This is a genomic window from Rhodospirillaceae bacterium, from assembly GCA_028819475.1.
Taxonomy (GTDB): domain Bacteria; phylum Pseudomonadota; class Alphaproteobacteria; order Bin65; family Bin65; genus Bin65.
This window is the reverse complement of record JAPPLJ010000020.1, coordinates 63686-78661: the sequence shown is the minus strand read 5'-3', so window position 1 is coordinate 78661 and position 14976 is coordinate 63686. Positions and strand designations below refer to the sequence as shown.

Here is a 14976-nt window from a genome sequence, read left to right as displayed (position 1 = left end):
GATCCGGTGCGTCTGGAAGAGTCTCTCGCCCGGCCGCACCCCGCGGCGCCGGCGGGGCGCGTTGGGCAGACCGGGAGCATATCGGTGAGCGCGGCGACAGATAGGCGCGCGAAATCGCAGCGTCAAGCGGCAAATCGTCAATAATTCCAATAATTTATTATTGTGGTAAATTATTACCGCAAGAGGTGCAGGTCAGTGCCGCCGGAGCCTGGGAAAGCCGGGATATGCTGCGGAGTGGTCTCCGGAATGGTTCGCCATGCCCGGCCTGGTCAGGCATCCCCTGGGCGGCGCGAAGCTGTCGATGCGGCGGTTCGGCCTCTCGTGCCAACGCAGGTTGAAGGCGGCGTATTTCGTGAAGAACGCCATGTCCGAATAATTCAGGTGGTCGTGTATCCACCAGGCCAGGGCCTGCCAGGGGGTTCCCGCTTCGTAGCGTGGAAGGAACCAGGGGATGACGATGGAGGCGGTCGCCCCCATGAGGCCGTCGGCATCCCGCCGGTCCCAGACATGGCGGGAATGGTTCCACACTGTCTCGCCGCAGTTGTAACCCGATGTCCGGCGCTCGTGGCCAAAGCGGTTCAACGCGACGGAGCGGAAGGCCGAGCGGATCGTCACATGGCCGAAGGTGGCGTGGAGGGGTTCGAGCAGTTCCTCGCAAAGCCGGGTTCCGGCAGCGATGGCAAGGTCGGGATCATCCGGGATGTTCGGGATGCCGTGAAAGTTCGCGATTTCGCTGTAGAGCATCTCGCGCATGAAGAAATGCTCCGACAACCGGACCCGGCCGAGGGTTTCGAGGGCCTTCATGGAAGCGGGCTTGCGCATCGGTGAATCCTTCCTGGGGTTATTCCTTCCCGGCTTCGTTCGATCGCCCCTTTCCGGCCGGTCCGGCCGGACCCGGCGGCCGGAAGGCAAAACCGTCAGGATCGGGGCTCACGGCAGGGCGTAGCTGCCGGCGACATGGGCGACGAGGCGCGGATCGTCGTCCATCGACAACTCGATACGCCCCGTGGCGAGCCGCCGGCCGGTCTTCACCAGCTCCGCCCGCGCCCTGAGCAGAGCGCCCGCGGGCCGGCGCAGGAAGTGCATGGTCATGTCGGACGTCACGGACTTGCGGCCGTCCGGATAGGCGGTCATCACGGCGGCATACAGCGCGATGTCCGCCGCGCCCATGAGGACCGGCCCGGCGACCGTTCCGCCGTCGCGCAGGAACTCGTCGCGGATCGGCAGCCGGAACTCGGCCGTACCCCAGCCAAGCGCGGCGATCCGGCCGCCCAGCCAGGTACCGAACCAGCGGCGATTGTCGGTCTCTGCGTGAAAGTCATCCGGCGTGATCAGGGGGGTGTTGTCCATCGGCTGCATGTTTGGGGCTATGCCGGCGCCGGGCCGGCGATTGACCCGTTGCGTCCGACTTCGTAGCGTGGTTCGGCGCGCCCTCAATAGCAGGGCCGGCACGTCCGGCGCCACGACTTCAGTGCCGGCGTTTTCGTCGAACGGGGAGAAACGGCGGCAATGGGCGAACTGGCGAACAAGGTGGCGTGGGTCACCGGCGGCGGCACCGGGATCGGCGCGGCGGGGGCCGAGGCGCTGGCGGCGGACGGCGCCGTCGTCGTCCTGTCCGGCCGCCGCAGGGATGTGCTCGACGAGACGGCGGCGCGGATCGCCGCGCAGGGCGGTATGGCCGCGGCGATGCCGGTCGATGTCGCGGACGGCGCGGCGATGGCGGCTGCGGCCGACGAAATCCGCGACCGGCACGGAACGATCGACATTCTGGTCCATTCGGCGGGCACGAATATCCCCGACCGCTCCTGGAGCCGGATCGAACCCGAGGGCTGGAAGCTGATTGTGGATGTCAACCTCAACGGCTCCTACAACGCGGTGCAGGCGGTGCTGCCGGCGATGCGCGCGGCGGGCGACGGCCTGCTGATCCTGGTCTCCTCCTGGGCCGGGCGCTACGACACCCTGCTCACCGGCCCCGGCTACAACGCGACCAAGCACGGCATGCGCGCCATGGCCGCCCATCTCAATCTCGAGGAAGGGAAGAACGGCATCCGCTGCTGCACCGTCATGCCCGGCGAGGTGAACACGCCGATCCTCGACAAGCGGCCGATCCCGGTGCCGGAAGAGGAGCGCGTGCGCATGATGCAGCCCGAAGATATGGGCGAGACCATCCGCTTCGTCGCCCGCCTGCACCCGCGGGTCTGCGTCAACGAAATCCTGATTTCGCCGACCTGGAACCGGCTGAACGTCCAGCCCGCAGGATAAAAAGCCGCAACCATGGGCGCAGTTGGCATTGCCGCCGGCGCGCCCTAGCTTTTTCGGGTCGGGCCGGATCGGCCCCGAATTCTGCACCCGAAACATGACACAGGTGCGCGATGTCCGCCGAAAAGTGGTCGCCGGAGTCCTGGCGCGATAAGCCGGCGCTTCAAATGCCGGTCTATGACGACGAGGCGCGGCTCCGGCAGGTCGAAACGACTCTGTCCGGCTATCCGCCGCTGGTGTTCGCCGGCGAAGCGCGGGAGCTGACCCGCCAGCTCGGCCTGGCGGCAGAGGGCAGGGCCTTCCTGCTCCAGGGCGGCGACTGCGCCGAGAGCTTCGCCGAATTCACGCCGAACAACATCCGCGACACCTTCAAGGTGCTGCTCCAGATGACCGTCGTGCTCATGTACGGCGGGTCGCTGCCGGTGGTGAAGGTGGCGCGGCTGGCCGGCCAGTTCGCCAAGCCGCGCTCGTCGGACGTCGAGCGGCAGGGCGACCGGGAATTGCCGTCCTACCGCGGCGATATCGTGAACGGCATCGATTTCGAGGCGGATGCCCGGGTGCCCGATCCGGCGCGCATGATCCAGGCCTACAACCAGTCGGCCGCGACCATGAACCTGGTCCGCGCCTTCGCGCTGGGCGGCTTTGCCGACCTGCACCAGGTCAACCGCTGGACCCAGGACTTCATCCGGGACGACGTGTTCGGACGGCGCTATGTCGAACTGGCGGAGCGGATCACCGAGGCGCTCGACTTCATGGCGGCCTGCGGCGTCGACGCCTCGACCTCGCCCCATGTCCGTGAAGCCAGTGTCTTCACGTCGCACGAGGGGCTTCTGCTGCCCTACGAACAGGCGCTGACGCGGCAGGACAGCCTGACAGGCGGCTGGTACGACTGTTCGGCGCACATGCTCTGGATCGGCGACCGGACGCGCCAGCCGGAGAGCGCCCATGTCGAGTTTCTGCGCGGCGTCGGCAACCCGATCGGCCTGAAATGCGGGCCGAGCCTCGATCCGGACGAGCTGATCCGCCTGATCGATATCCTGAACCCGGACAACATCCCCGGCCGGCTGACCCTGATTGCGCGCATGGGCGCCGGCAAGGTGCGCGCCGGCCTGCTGCCGCTCATCCGCACGGTCGAGCGCGAAGGGCGCAAGGTCGTCTGGTCGTGCGATCCCATGCACGGCAATACGATCAAGGCCACCAACGGTTTCAAGACCCGGCAGTTCGACCGGATTCTCGAAGAGGTGCGCGGCTTCTTCGAAGTGCACGAGGGCGAAGGCACCTATGCCGGCGGCGTGCATTTCGAAATGACAGGCCAGGACGTCACCGAATGCACCGGCGGCGCGCAGGAGATCACCGAAGAGCGCCTCGGCGACCGCTACCACACCCATTGCGATCCGCGCCTGAACGCGAACCAGGCGCTGGAACTGGCTTTCCTGATCGCGGAAATGCTGAAAGCCGGCCGCCAGCGGGCCGGCCTGCAAGTCGCGGCGGAATAGGCCTCCGGCTACGCCGGGAGTGGACTTCGAAAGGGCCGGCGGTGAACAAGACCCGTCCTGCGGAGGCCGATGTCGCGGCCTGGACCGATGCCTATTTCAACCGGTCCAAGGGCATCGTACGCAAGTTCGGCGACGTCACCGTCACCTATGCGATCTTCATGCGCCGGCCCGTCGTCTCGGCGCCGCGGCTGATGATCGACTGGCTGGAGGCGATGGCGGCGGAGCGCGGCGTCGCCATCGGGATCGACCTGCGATATCCGGAAGGCAAATGGGTCGGCGCGGGCGAACCGATCCTCTATCTCACAGGACCGTTCGAGCATCTCGTCGATCTCGAAACCCTGTTCCTGCAGAAGCTCGGCGCGGCCTGCGTCGCGGCCTACAACGCCGATGTCATGTGCACCGAGCTGCCGAAGGTCGCCTTTCTCGGCTTCGACGCGCGGCACTGCGCCGGGACGGATATGGCCGAGATGATGGCCTATGCCGCCAGCGTCGGGTCGGGCCGGGCCCGCCGCAAGGTCGGCGCGGTCGGTTTCGTCGGCAACGCCACGTCGGCGACGGCGCATTATTTCGGCCGGGACGGCGGCATCGGCACCATGCCGCACGCCATCATCGGCTATGCCGGCTCGACGCTGCGGGCGGCAGAAATGTTCCACGAGGCCTATCCGGACGACGACCTGACCATCCTGGTGGACTATTTCGGCCGCGAGGTGTCGGATTCGCTTCAGGTCTGCCGCGCATTTCCGGAGTTGGCGGCCTCCGGCCGGCTGTCCGTCCGGCTCGATACGCCGGGCAGCCGCTACATGGAAGGGCTCGACCCGTCGATCGCCTATTCGGTGCTCGACCGCAACGCGCCGGAATCGATCCGGGGCTATCGCAGCGAGGCCGAACTGCGCCACCTGATCGGACCCGGCGTTTCCGCTGCGGCGATCTGGACGATGCGCGAGGAGCTCGACGCCGCCGGCTTCGGCGCCGTGCGGATCGTCGCCTCTTCGGGATTCGGCCCGGCAAAATGCCGGGTCATGGCGATCGCCCACGCACCGGTCGACGCGATCGGCACCGGCAGCTTCCTGCCCGACGACTGGCACGAGACCTACGCCACCGCCGACGTCGTCGAATATGCCGGCCGGCCCCAGGTCAAGATCGGCCGGGAATTCCTGCTCCGCAAATAGCGCTGCTATCGGTTCAGTTGAAGGCGGCAACGACCCTGAACGGGACTTCGGCGACGACGCGCCGGCCGTCGAGCACCGCCATTGTCCACCGGCCTGCCGCCATTTCCCACATATGGTCGAAGCGGAACAGTTGCCGCCGCAGGATGCCGATGGCCACGAACCGGTCGACCAGGACGCTGCCCGACCGGCCGGTCGCCGGGTTGGTCATCTTGGGGAACCGTATGACTAGGGCGAGGGTTCTGCCGATCAGGCGTGCGTCGCTCACCTGGAAGCGCATTCCGAATGTGAGGCGCGGTTGCGCGAGGATCGTCTGGGTCCGCCGCAGGAGCCGGACGTTGGCCGCCGTGAAGCGCCAGCCCGAGAGGTCGCCCGGCGCCTCGACCTGGCCGAGGTCGCTGTGCCCATAGATGCCGTAGTCGAAGATCCGGACGCCGTTTTCGCGGATTTTCCAGGACGCTTCGTCCTGCGCGCGCGCCGTCGTGGCTGCGACGCCGGCCGCAACGATCAGCGCCAGCGCCGGGAGGGCCGGTCTAGTTGAGCGGAACCACGACACGCAGCACTTCCTCGTGCAGCAGCGTCTCGCCGTCCAGCAGTTGGAAGCGCCAGAGCCCTTCGGCCAGTTCCCACAGGTAGTCGAAACGGTAGCCGTCGTAGTAGACGCCGCTCGACAGCGGCATGAACGGGCGCGACTGCGACGTGCCAGTGCGCCCGGTCTGCGGATCCTGCAGCGGCGGGAAGGCGGTGCGCAGCGTGAGCTGCCGGCCGAGCAACGTCGGATCGGCGATCCTGAAGCGATAGCCGAAGCTCCGGCCCAACTGGGCAAAAACCGTGCGGGTGCGCCGGAAGATGCGGATGTTGGAGACGACGTTGCGCTCGCCGCTGATCGCCCGCTGCGCCGCGGCCCGGTGGTCGACGCTGAGCTTGTAGACGCCGTAATCGACGACCGAGATCGGAGGCCCGCCCAATGCCGGGCCGGCGGCGGCAACGATCAGGACGATCGGCAGGGCGGCGAATATGCGCATGGGGTGCGTTGGGCGCTACGGCCAGAGGGCGTCCAGCGGAAAGCTGATCGCTTCGAAGGGGGGAATGGAGACCGGATCGGCATTGCGCGCCGTGGCGATCAGGACCCATTCGCCGTCGCGCAGTTCGAAGGCTTCCAGATCGCGCGCCGCCGGGTCGATAAACCAGAGGTGGGCGACGCCTTCGCGGGCATAGACCGGGCGCTTGCCGTGCCGGTCGAGATCGCGGGTCGAGGGCGAAAGCACCTCGCAGACCCAGTCCGGCGCCAGGGTAACGAAAGCCGTGTCGGGAAACTCGGCCATCCGCGCGCGCCGCCAGCCGGCGATGTCGGGCACGACGATGTCCTCGCCGAGGTGAAGTTCCGGCTCGAAGACGATCCACCAGCCGCCGGGACCGCCTTCGCCGAAGTCGAAGGGATCGCCGATCTTGCCGCCGAGGACGGAACTGGCGCGCGCATGCGGCATTGCCGGTCGCGGGTGAGTATGGAGCGCCCCTTCGACGACCTCGGCGACCATGTGCGTCGGCGCGTCGATCACGTCCTGGTAGGTCGCGGGGCGTTCGAGGGGTTTTCGGGCCGCCTGGGGCGGGGCCATGTCTCCAGTCTCCGAACTGACGATGCGCCAACCATAGCATATCCGTATCGGGGACAGTAGGCGCGGCAACCGCTGTCGCCTGCGCGCTCCGTTTCGGCGGCATTGCGATGTTCCGCCGCCTTCCAGCATCGCGCCGGGCGGCAATATCTCCGGCAAGCAATCTCCGACCGGGACGCGTTGACGCCGTCAGCAGACCTTTGGCGCCGGGAATCAGGATAATCATGACCGATTCGCTTCGCATCGCTGTTGCCCAGGTCAATCCGACCGTCGGCGACGTTTCCGGCAATGCGGCGATGATGTTCGAGCATTGGTTTGAGGCAGCGAAAAAGGGCGCGGACCTGGTTGTATTCCCAGAGTTGTGCCTTTCGGGCTATCCCCCCGAAGATCTGGTCCAGAAGGCGTTTTTCCTAGACTTTGTTCATACGGAAATCGATCGACTTAAGAGGCAATCGACAGCGATCCCTGCTGGGCTACTTTTCGGATCGCCTTGGCGTGTCGAAAGCCAAGTCTACAACGCCGCCGTCCTGATCGACCGCGGCACGCTCGCCGTCCGCCGCAAATACGACCTGCCGAACTACGACGTCTTCGATGAAAAGCGGGTCTTCGCTGCCGGCGACCTTCCCGGCCCGGTCGACTTCCGCGGCGTCCGGATCGGCATTCCCGTTTGCGAGGATGTCTGGACGCCGGACGTGCTGGAGTGCCTGGCCGAGACCGGCGCGGAACTCGCCATCGTGCTCAACGGGTCGCCCTACGAGGCCGGGCGCTACGACACCCGCCTCCAGGTCGTGCTCGCCCGGGTGCGCGAATCCGGCCTGCCGATCCTCTATGTCAACCAGGTCGGCGGCCAGGACGAACTGGTCTTCGACGGCGCCTCATTTGCCGTCAACCCGGACTATTCGCTGGCCGCCCAGCTGCCCGGTTTTGAAGAGACCGTCGCGATGACGCACTGGCGGCGCGACGGCGACGGCTGGGTCTGCGAAGAAGGCGAGCGCACGCCGCCGCCCGACGGCCTGCAATCCGTCTATCAGGCGATGGTCCTGGGCCTGCGCGACTATGTGCGGAAGAACGGCTTTCCGGGCGTGATTCTGGGCCTGTCCGGCGGCGTCGATTCGGCGCTCTCCGCAGCCGTGGCCGTCGATGCCCTGGGCCCGGACAAGGTCTGGACGGTGATGATGCCGTCGCCCTACACCTCCGAAGAAAGCCTGCAAGACGCTGCCGCGGCGGCGGCGCTGCTCGGCGTGCGGCTCGACAGGATCGATATCGGCCCGGCCATGGACGCGTTCGGGGCCATGCTTGCGCCGCAGTTCGACGGCCGCGAAGCCGACGAGACGGAAGAGAATATCCAGGCGCGCTCACGCGGCCTGGCGCTCATGGCGATCTCCAACAAGTTCGGCCACATGGTGCTGTCGACCGGCAACAAGTCGGAAATGTCGGTCGGCTACGCCACCCTCTACGGCGACATGTGCGGCGGCTACTCGGTCCTGAAGGATGTCTACAAGACCGACGTTTTCCGGCTGTGCCGCTGGCGCAACCAGCAGCGCCCGCCCGGCGCGCTCGGCCCGGCCGGCCGGGTCGTGCCCGAGCGGGTGATAACCAAGCCGCCCTCGGCGGAACTGCGGCCGGACCAGAAGGACGAGGATTCCCTGCCGCCCTATGCCGACCTGGACGATATCCTGCACTGCCTGATCGAGGAGAATATGGGCACCGAGGAGATCGTCGCCCGCGGCCACGATCTGGAGACGGTGCGCCGGGTCTGGAAGATGCTCGATACGGCCGAATACAAGCGCCGGCAGGCGCCGCCCGGCGTAAAGATAGGCACCCGGGCGTTCGGCAAGGAGCGCCGCTACCCGATCACCAACGCATTCCGCGGCCAGATCTGAGCGCGGCCGGGCGCGGCCCTTCCGGCTCCCCCGTCGGCTGCCCTGTCAAGCGCCGGAGCGTCCGCAATCCGTTCAACACACGGTCGCGTTCCGCGCACCACATTCCTTGCGGGCGCGGGCGAGTTCGGCAGGATATTGCCGGGCGCGCATCATGCCGGGGATCACCTTGCCGCCGATGACGAAGGCCGGCGTGCCGCGGATGCCGAGCCGCTCCGCAAGCTGGAGGTTGGCGTCGATCGCCGCTTCGATTTCGCGCGCCGCCATGTCGGCCTTGAGCTTCGGAATGTCGAGCCCGGCCTGCGCCGCGACCGCCATGATCTTCGCTTCGTTCAGCGCGCCCCGATGGCGCATCAGCCGGTCGTGCATCTCCCGGTATTTTCCCTGTCTCGCCGCGGCCAGCGCCGCGCGCGCCGCGAGCCGGGAAGACGGGGCGAGAATCGGGTATTCCTTGAAGACGATACGGACGTTGCCGTCCGCCTTGGCGGCGGCCAGCATGTGCGGATAGGCCCGTTTGCACCAGCCGCAATTGTAGTCGAAGAACTCGACCACCGTTGCGGTGCCCTTCCGGTTCCCGCCGACCGGGTCGGCCGCATTGCGCAGCAGGGCATCTCGGTTTTCCGCGATGGCCCTCTCGGTCGCCGCTTCCTTGGCCGCTTCGTCGCGCCGGCGCATTTCCTGAATCGCCTCGACGATAACCTCCGGGTTTTTGATCAGATAGTCCCGGACGATTTTCCGGATCTCTTGCTTCTCGCTGTCGTCGAAGCGGGTGTCGGCCTGAACCGGCGTAACGGCAGCGCCGAGGGGCAGCGCGATCGCAACAGCCAACGATACGATGCGGTTGAGCATAATGGGGCGGTTGACCATGATTGGCCTCTCTTTCGCGTCGGGCGCCGCGGAACCGGCGCCTAGCGGCGGCCGGGGCCGGCGTTGAGCCGGCTGCCCTTGATGTCCTGGATCCGCCGCCAGCCGGGCGAGCCGGGCTTGAGCAGGCGTTCGGCCCGCCGAACCTGCAGGCGCACCTGGGCCATGTCGCCGAGCAGCAGATAATATTCGGCGAGCGCGGCGGCACTCTCGCCGAACTGTTCGAGCCGGCCGTGCGCCACAGCCCGCAGCCGCCAGCCGGTCGCGAAGGTCTTGTCCCTGGCGGTTGCATCGACCAGATGGCGAAGCGCCGTCTGGACCCGGTCGCGCTCGCCGGTCTGCAGCAGGGCATGGGCGTAGGCGCTGCGGATCAGGGCTTCGCGGGGCGCGAGGCCGACCGCCGTTGCATAGGCCTGCGAGGCCCGGTGCGCCAGCCCCCGTTCAAGCAGAATCTGTCCCTTGAGCTCGTGAAAGAAGGCGTCGCGCGGCGCATTGCGGATCAGGCCGTCGATCGTCGAGAGGGCGCTGTCGAGCCGTCCGGCGCGATGATAGGCGATTGCGAGCGCATAGCGCGCCTCGGGCGCGCCATCCTTGCCTTCGTACCGCGCAATGACGGTGCCGGGCGGAGTAAGAAATCCCGTCAGTTTGGCCCGCACCCGGGCGTGGATCCTGCGGAATATGGCCGGAGTCGGTTTCGCCGTGTGGGGCGAGCGCCGCATGTGGTGCCGGATCCGGCTCAGGCGCTCCCGTGTCAACGGGTGGGTCCGCAGATACGGATCCTGCAGCGATCCCAGGAGCGCTTCCTGCGAGATCAGCCGTTCCATCAGGGCTGCCAGGCCGCCCGCGGATACGCCCATCCGGTCGAGTGTCGCCAGCGCGAACGCATCGGCCTCGTTTTCCATGCTGCGCGTAAAGCGATAGAGCGTACCGTGGACGATCGAACTGCCGAGGCTTGCGACGGCGCCGGCCGCCTGACCGTCGCCCGAGGCGACGCCCGCTCCGGCCGCCAGGATGAAGGTGAGGATCTGTTTGATGTGGGCCTCGCGGAGCGCGCTGCGCAGCTGGGTCAGATGCTGGCCGGCGATATGGCCCGCCTCGTGTGCGAGGACGCCGATCACCATGCCGGCGTCTTCGGCCTCCTGCAACAGGCCGGTATTGACGAAGATATGCCGGCCGCCGGCGACGAAGGCGTTGAGCCGCCGGTTGTTGACGATATGGACCCGCACGTCGTCGGCGCCGAAGCCGATCGTCGCGAAAACCGGCGCGCTGTAGGCGCGGATGGCGCGTTCGATCTCGGCGTCGCGGATCAGCGGCAGGCCGCGCGCCGAAGCAGTTGCCGGGAGCGCCGTTCCGGCGACGAAGGCCAGCAGGATTGCAAAGGAGCGGATCATCGGGTAGGGCGCAGGGGTCTGGATCTCCTCCGGAAGCTATGGTCGGGGCGCCCGTTATTCGCCTGCGGCCAATTTCCCGCCCGTCCCTTGCCTCGGGAGGCGTCGCCACAGTGATCAAAGTCGCGGACCGCGGCCGGGTTTCGCCATTTATCGTAATGGATGTGATGCGGGCCGCCAACGAGCGCGAAGCGGTTCGCGGAGATGTGATTCATCTCGAGGTCGGCCAGCCGTCCACCGGCGCTCCCCGCGGTGTGGTCGAAGCGGCGAAAGCGGCGATGGACGGCGATGCGCTCGGCTATACCGACAGCCTCGGCATACCGGCGCTGCGCGAAGCCATCGCCGGGCACTATCGGGACTGGTACGGCGTCGACGTGCCCGTCGGCCGGATCGCGGTGACAACGGGATCGTCCGGCGGTTTCGTTCTCAGCTTTCTCTCGGCGTTCGACCCCGGAGACCGGGTTGCGACCGTGGCCCCGGGCTACCCCTGCTACCGGAACATTCTCGGCGCGTTCGGCATCGAGCCGGTCATACTGGAAGGGTCGGCGGCAGACCGCTACCAGCCGACGTCCGCCCTCCTGGAAGCGGCGCATCGCGAAGCGCCGCTCGACGGCCTGATCGTCGCCAGCCCGTCCAATCCGACCGGAACGGTCCTGGGCGGCGAGGAATTCCGGGCGATTTCGGACTGGTGCGCAACCCGTCAGGTGCGCTTCATTTCCGACGAGATTTACCATGGCATCGCCTATGGCGGCCCGGCGCCGACCGCAGCCGCGATCGATCCGGACGCCGTCGTCATCAACAGCTTCTCGAAATATTTTTCGATGACCGGCTGGCGGCTCGGCTGGATGATCGTGCCGCCGGACCTCGTCCGGGCGGTCGAATGCCTGGCGCAGAACCTGTTCATTTCGCCGCCCACGCTCAGCCAGCGCGCCGCCGTCGCCGCCTTCGATTGCCATGAGGAATGCGAAGCGAACGTCGCGGTGTACCGCCGCAACAGGGCGCTGCTGCTCGACGGGCTGCCGGCTGTCGGCTTCGATCGCCTCGCGCCGGCCGACGGCGCCTTCTATCTTTATGCCGATATTGCCGGCCTCACCAACGACAGCCGGGATTTCTGCGCCCGCATGCTGAGCGAGACCGGAATCGCCGCCACGCCGGGTGTCGACTTCGACGCGGCGCGCGGCCACGCCCAGATGCGGTTCAGCTATTGCGCCGCCACGGCCGACATCGAAACGGCGCTGGAACGGCTGGCGCGCTGGCGGAGCTAGCCGGTTCGTCCGTCCGTCCGGCGACAGGGCAATCCCGGGGCAATCCCGGGGCCGTCGGGCGCCTACCCGCCGACGTTCCACCAGCCGCGGCGTTTCCTGACCGGCGAACCGTCCGGTCCTCCGGGTTCCGTACCGGATTCGGACTCGGGTGCTTCCGCCGCGTCCGCGTCGCCGGTGCTCCGATCGGCGCCGGAACCGTTGGCGCCGGAACCGTTCGTGCCCGCCGCGACGGGTGCCGCCGGTTCGGCCGCCTCCGAATTGCCGTCTGCCGGCGAAGAGTCCGGCGCTTCGGCCGGGCCCGGATCGGATTTGGCGGCTGCCGTTTTGGCGCGCGAGCGGCGCGCCCGCTTCGGTTTCGGCGGCTCCTCCGCCGCCGCTTCGTCCGGGCCGGCGGCCGGCGCCGACTCTGCATCCTCCGGCGCAGCAGCGGCCGCCTCCGCGGGAGGATCGGTAGTCCCGGCTCCTTCTTCGGCCCCGGCGGCCCCGGCGGCCGGGGGGGCTTCGGGGGCGGCCGCGGCGGCGGGGGCGCGCCCCGCGCCCCGCCGGGGGGGGGGGGGTTTTCTTTTGGGGGGGCCCGGGGGGGGCGCCGCGGGGGCCCCCCCCGCCGGGGGGGCGCCGCCCGGCTCCGTTTCGGTCGAGGGCACATCGACGTCCGGCGCGTCGGCGGCCTCGACGTCGGTTTCGACCTCGGCCCCGGCGTCTGCGTCGGCCCCGGCGGCTTCCGCGCCGTCGGCTTCCGCGCCGTCGGCCGCCTCGCCGCTGCGCCGCCGCCGGCCCCCGCGCCGGCCGCGCCGGCGCCGTTTCGGTTCGTCGCCGTCTTCCGTCCGGGCCTCAGCGGCCTCGGCGGCGTCCTTGCCGTCCTCGGTATCGCCGGTTCCGGTCTGCGCCTCCGCTTCGATTTCGTCGGTCCGCTCCTCGTCGCCGCGCCGCTTGCGCCCGCCGCGCCGCCGCCGGCGCCTGCCGTTGGCTTCCTCGGCCGCTTCCGCTTCCTCTTCGTCGGCCATGCCGGGCCTGGAAACGGTCTTTTCGATCCGGTGATCCGGCGGGACCAGCGTGTCGTCGGCCTCGACGAGGATGCGGAAATCGTAACGCTCCTCGACCGCGGTCAATTCGGCGCGCTTCTGGTTCAGAATGTAGAAGGCGACCTGGGGCGGCACACTGACCGTAACCTCTTCGGCACGCTGGCGGGTTCCTTCCTCTTCAATGGCGCGCAGGACCGTGAGCGCGGTCGATTCGGTCGAACGGATCAGCCCGCTGCCGCCGCAGGTCGGGCAGGTGTTGCTCGAAATCTCGATAACGCTCGGCCGCAGCCGCTGGCGGGACATTTCCAGCAGGCCAAACGCACTGATCCGGCCGATCTGGATGCGCGCGCGGTCGCTCCCCATGGCGCTCTTCAGGCGCCGCTCGACCGCATGGCGGTTGCGGCCGTCCTCCATGTCGATGAAATCGATGACGATCAGGCCCGCCAGGTCGCGCAGTTTCAACTGGCGCGCGATTTCGTCAGCCGCTTCGAGGTTCGTCTTGACGGCGGTTTCCTCGATGTTGCGCTCGCGGGTCGCCCGGCCGGAGTTGACGTCGATCGCCACCAGGGCCTCGGTGCTGTTCAGCACAATGGTGCCACCGGACTTGAGCTGGACCGAAGGGCTCTGGATGTTGTCGATCTGCGCCTCGACCTGATAGCGCTGAAACATCGGAATCTTCGGCTCCTTGTAGGCTTTGACCCGCTTGGCATGGCTGGGTATCAGGAGCTTCATGAAGTTCTTTGCCGTGCGGTAGCCGACGTCGCCCTCGACCAGGACCTCGTCGATCTCCTTGGTATAGAGATCGCGGATCGAGCGCTTGATCAGGTTGCCCTCCTCGTGGATCAGGGCGGGCGCCGTCGATTGCAGGGTGCGCTCGCGAATCTCGTCCCACAATTTGAGCAGATATTCGTAGTCGCGGCGGATTTCCGCCTTGGTGCGCCGCGCCCCGGCGGTCCGGACGATCACGGCCATTCCGTCGGGAATGTCGAATTCGTCGAGGATATTCTTCAGCCGCTTGCGGTCGGCCATATTCGATATCTTTCGCGAGATGCCGCCGCCGCGCGGCGTATTCGGCATCAGCACGCAATAGCGCCCGGCCAGGGAGATATAGCTGGTGATCGCCGCGCCCTTGTTGCCGCGCTCTTCCTTGGCGACCTGGACCAGGATGATCTGCCGGCGGGAAATGACCTCCTGGATGCGATAGCGGCGCTGCGGCCGGCGGCGGCGTTCGCCGATATCCTCGATCTCGTCGCCGCCCACCGTATCCACGCTGCGGTCGGCACGGGCGGCGCGCGAACCGCGGCCGCGGCTGCGGCGCGGCGCCTCGTTCTCGTTCGCGGGTTCGCCGCCCGGTTCGTCGCTTTCCGGTTCGTCGGTTCCGGCTTTCGCGCCGGCGCCGTCGTCGCCGGCTTCGTCTGCCCGGGCCGTGCCTTCATCGTCATCCGTTTCGCCGGATTCGGACGCATCGGCTGCCTCGTCGTCGAGCGTTTCGACCGGCTCCGGTTCGGAAGCGCCGTCCTCGTCGGACTCTGCCGTATCGGGGGAGTCGATCTCCTCCGCTTCGGCCTTGGCCTCCGCCTTGGCTTCCGCCGCTTCCTGCTGGATCAGCTCCTCGCGATCCGAGATCGGGATGCGGTAATAGTCGGGATGGATTTCATTGAAGGCGAGGAAACCGTGCCGGTTTCCGCCATAGTCGACGAACGCCGCCTGGAGCGACGGTTCGACCCTGGTCACCTTTGCAAGGTAAATGTTTCCCTTCAACTGGGATTTCTGGCTGGATTCGTAGTCGAAATCGTCCAGCCGGTTGCCGCTGACGACGACCACCCGGGTCTCCTCCAGATGAGTCGCGTCAATCAACATTCGTGTCGTCATCGATGTCTCCGTACGGCTGCGCCCTGGCCGGGCGCCAGCCGGAAAATTTGAAATCGCCGTACGGACGGAAGGGCGCAGAACGGACGTTCCGCGGAACCGGTGTTACAAACGGCCCGACAATAACCTGGGCCTATTTCGTGGCGCCTGCGTC

Annotated in this window: 13 protein-coding genes; 5 read left to right on the top strand and 8 right to left on the bottom strand. The window is 67.7% G+C overall.

The genetic code is table 11. The annotated features are described in order from the left end of the window. Positions 1-192: 192 nt before the first annotated feature. Complete coding sequence (locus tag OXM58_04840; GenBank protein MDE0147676.1) at positions 193-822, bottom strand: hypothetical protein; 630 nt, start codon at positions 820-822, stop codon at positions 193-195. Positions 823-930: 108 nt separating this feature from the next. Continuing rightward, the gene (locus OXM58_04835; GenBank protein ID MDE0147675.1) at positions 931-1350 is read right to left on the bottom strand and encodes a PaaI family thioesterase; all 420 of its coding nucleotides are present in this window, start codon (positions 1348-1350) and stop codon (positions 931-933) included. 159 nt (positions 1351-1509) lie between these two features. On the opposite strand from OXM58_04835, the gene OXM58_04830 reads away from it, so the two are divergent. From OXM58_04830 to OXM58_04820, 3 genes are all read left to right on the top strand, one after another. After that, complete coding sequence (locus tag OXM58_04830) at positions 1510-2262, top strand: SDR family NAD(P)-dependent oxidoreductase (protein ID MDE0147674.1); 753 nt, start codon at positions 1510-1512, stop codon at positions 2260-2262. Positions 2263-2372: 110 nt separating this feature from the next. Then, positions 2373-3755, top strand: a complete 1383-nt coding sequence (locus OXM58_04825) for a 3-deoxy-7-phosphoheptulonate synthase class II (GenBank protein ID MDE0147673.1) — start codon at positions 2373-2375, stop codon at positions 3753-3755. Positions 3756-3796: 41 nt separating this feature from the next. Then, entirely contained in the window at positions 3797-4924 is a 1128-nt protein-coding gene (locus OXM58_04820) for a nicotinate phosphoribosyltransferase (GenBank protein ID MDE0147672.1), read from the top strand. A 13-nt stretch (positions 4925-4937) separates the two neighbouring features. Here the strand turns inward: OXM58_04820 and OXM58_04815 are convergent, their stop codons facing one another. Genes OXM58_04815 through OXM58_04805 form a run of 3 tightly spaced genes read right to left on the bottom strand, consistent with a single transcriptional unit; the run spans position 4938 to position 6537 of the window. Beyond that, positions 4938-5477 carry a DUF3859 domain-containing protein gene (locus tag OXM58_04815; protein ID MDE0147671.1) on the bottom strand — a complete coding sequence of 180 codons (540 nt, stop codon included), beginning with the start codon at positions 5475-5477 and terminating at the stop codon, positions 4938-4940. Continuing rightward, positions 5455-5946 (bottom strand): DUF3859 domain-containing protein, encoded by a 492-nt coding sequence (locus tag OXM58_04810; protein MDE0147670.1) that lies wholly within the window; start codon positions 5944-5946, stop codon positions 5455-5457. The genes OXM58_04815 and OXM58_04810 overlap by 23 nt, the downstream gene beginning before the upstream one ends. A gap of 15 nt (positions 5947-5961) precedes the next feature. Continuing rightward, positions 5962-6537 carry a Uma2 family endonuclease gene (locus OXM58_04805; GenBank protein ID MDE0147669.1) on the bottom strand — a complete coding sequence of 192 codons (576 nt, stop codon included), beginning with the start codon at positions 6535-6537 and terminating at the stop codon, positions 5962-5964. Between the two features lie 221 nt (positions 6538-6758). On the opposite strand from OXM58_04805, the gene OXM58_04800 reads away from it, so the two are divergent. Beyond that, entirely contained in the window at positions 6759-8417 is a 1659-nt protein-coding gene (locus tag OXM58_04800; GenBank protein MDE0147668.1) for an NAD+ synthase, read from the top strand. Positions 8418-8489: 72 nt separating this feature from the next. On the opposite strand, the gene OXM58_04795 is transcribed toward OXM58_04800, so the two are convergent. Together OXM58_04795 and OXM58_04790 are read right to left on the bottom strand one after the other, a co-directional pair. After that, on the bottom strand, positions 8490-9281 hold the full coding sequence (locus OXM58_04795; GenBank protein MDE0147667.1) for a DsbA family protein: 792 nt from the start codon (positions 9279-9281) through the stop codon (positions 8490-8492). A 41-nt stretch (positions 9282-9322) separates the two neighbouring features. After that, positions 9323-10669 carry a M48 family metalloprotease gene (locus tag OXM58_04790; protein MDE0147666.1) on the bottom strand — a complete coding sequence of 449 codons (1347 nt, stop codon included), beginning with the start codon at positions 10667-10669 and terminating at the stop codon, positions 9323-9325. Between the two features lie 155 nt (positions 10670-10824). Between OXM58_04790 and OXM58_04785 the strand changes: the two genes are divergently transcribed. Further along, positions 10825-11931 (top strand): aminotransferase class I/II-fold pyridoxal phosphate-dependent enzyme, encoded by a 1107-nt coding sequence (locus OXM58_04785; protein MDE0147665.1) that lies wholly within the window; start codon positions 10825-10827, stop codon positions 11929-11931. A 62-nt stretch (positions 11932-11993) separates the two neighbouring features. On the opposite strand, the gene OXM58_04780 is transcribed toward OXM58_04785, so the two are convergent. Then, the gene (locus OXM58_04780) at positions 11994-14825 is read right to left on the bottom strand and encodes an Rne/Rng family ribonuclease (protein MDE0147664.1); all 2832 of its coding nucleotides are present in this window, start codon (positions 14823-14825) and stop codon (positions 11994-11996) included. Positions 14826-14976: the final 151 nt, after the last annotated feature.

Bases quoted from the DNA above. Each gene is read 5' to 3' on its own strand.
- OXM58_04800 (MDE0147668.1), top strand. From the start codon at position 6,759: ATGACCGATTCGCTTCGCATCGCTGTTGCCCAGGTCAATCCGACCGTC.
- OXM58_04835 (MDE0147675.1), bottom strand. From the start codon at position 1,350: ATGGACAACACCCCCCTGATCACGCCGGATGACTTTCACGCAGAGACC.
- OXM58_04795 (MDE0147667.1), bottom strand. From the start codon at position 9,281: ATGGTCAACCGCCCCATTATGCTCAACCGCATCGTATCGTTGGCTGTT.
- OXM58_04830 (MDE0147674.1), top strand. From the start codon at position 1,510: ATGGGCGAACTGGCGAACAAGGTGGCGTGGGTCACCGGCGGCGGCACC.
- OXM58_04840 (MDE0147676.1), bottom strand. From the start codon at position 822: ATGCGCAAGCCCGCTTCCATGAAGGCCCTCGAAACCCTCGGCCGGGTC.
- OXM58_04790 (MDE0147666.1), bottom strand. From the start codon at position 10,669: ATGATCCGCTCCTTTGCAATCCTGCTGGCCTTCGTCGCCGGAACGGCG.
- OXM58_04810 (MDE0147670.1), bottom strand. From the start codon at position 5,946: ATGCGCATATTCGCCGCCCTGCCGATCGTCCTGATCGTTGCCGCCGCC.
- OXM58_04825 (MDE0147673.1), top strand. From the start codon at position 2,373: ATGTCCGCCGAAAAGTGGTCGCCGGAGTCCTGGCGCGATAAGCCGGCG.
- OXM58_04780 (MDE0147664.1), bottom strand. From the start codon at position 14,825: ATGACGACACGAATGTTGATTGACGCGACTCATCTGGAGGAGACCCGG.
- OXM58_04785 (MDE0147665.1), top strand. From the start codon at position 10,825: ATGGATGTGATGCGGGCCGCCAACGAGCGCGAAGCGGTTCGCGGAGAT.
- OXM58_04805 (MDE0147669.1), bottom strand. From the start codon at position 6,537: ATGGCCCCGCCCCAGGCGGCCCGAAAACCCCTCGAACGCCCCGCGACC.